Genomic DNA, 562 nt, shown 5'->3' with positions numbered 1-562 from the left:
TCGATGCGCCAAGGTTGCCCTGGTGGCCTGCATGCGTGTGCTCATCGTGCGGCTGAACGCCATGGTCAGGGACGGTACCTGCTGGAGAACAGATACCGTGCAGCAGTGAAAGACAGTTGCTCCTACGACCGTGCTTCCCTGGAGCTGTAGGTGCGGGCCCTGTCCGCGATTCGCGCGCAGGGCGCGCTCCTACAGGGGCACGGTGTTGGGGCAACGCATAGGCGCGGATCTCATCCGCGAATCGCGCCGGAACCTCCGGCTATCGCGGACAAGGTCCGCTCCTACGACGGTGCTTCCTGGAACTGTAGGAGCGGGCCCTGCCCGCGATTCGCGCGCAGGGCGCGCTCCTACAGGGGCACGGTGTTGAGGCAAGGCGTAGGAGCGGACTCCGTCCGCGATCATCCGTCGCGTTATTCACCACCGCCACCTACGGCTGCCGCGGCGCCTGCCGTTCGGCCACGGCACGCAGGGTGCGCAGGGTATCCAGCGGCGCGTCGACGACGAAGCTGTCGGCCAGCCAGGACGGTACGCTGCCGCCGGGTTCCGCGCGCATCTGGTAGGT

At 67.4% G+C, this 562-nt stretch carries 2 pseudogenes; one reads left to right on the top strand and one right to left on the bottom strand.

Annotated features, from left to right (window positions below):
- A pseudogene (locus DK254_RS34730) lies at positions 1-109 on the top strand (IS110 family transposase); the annotation flags it as partial.
- A gap of 318 nt (positions 110-427) precedes the next feature.
- Here the strand turns inward: DK254_RS34730 and DK254_RS34725 are convergent.
- Positions 428-562 (bottom strand): annotated as a pseudogene (locus DK254_RS34725) (lipid-binding protein); the annotation flags it as partial.

Source organism: Pseudomonas sp. RW407, assembly GCF_003176655.1.
Taxonomy (GTDB): domain Bacteria; phylum Pseudomonadota; class Gammaproteobacteria; order Pseudomonadales; family Pseudomonadaceae; genus Pseudomonas; species Pseudomonas delhiensis.
This window is presented reverse-complemented; position numbering and strand designations above follow the sequence as displayed.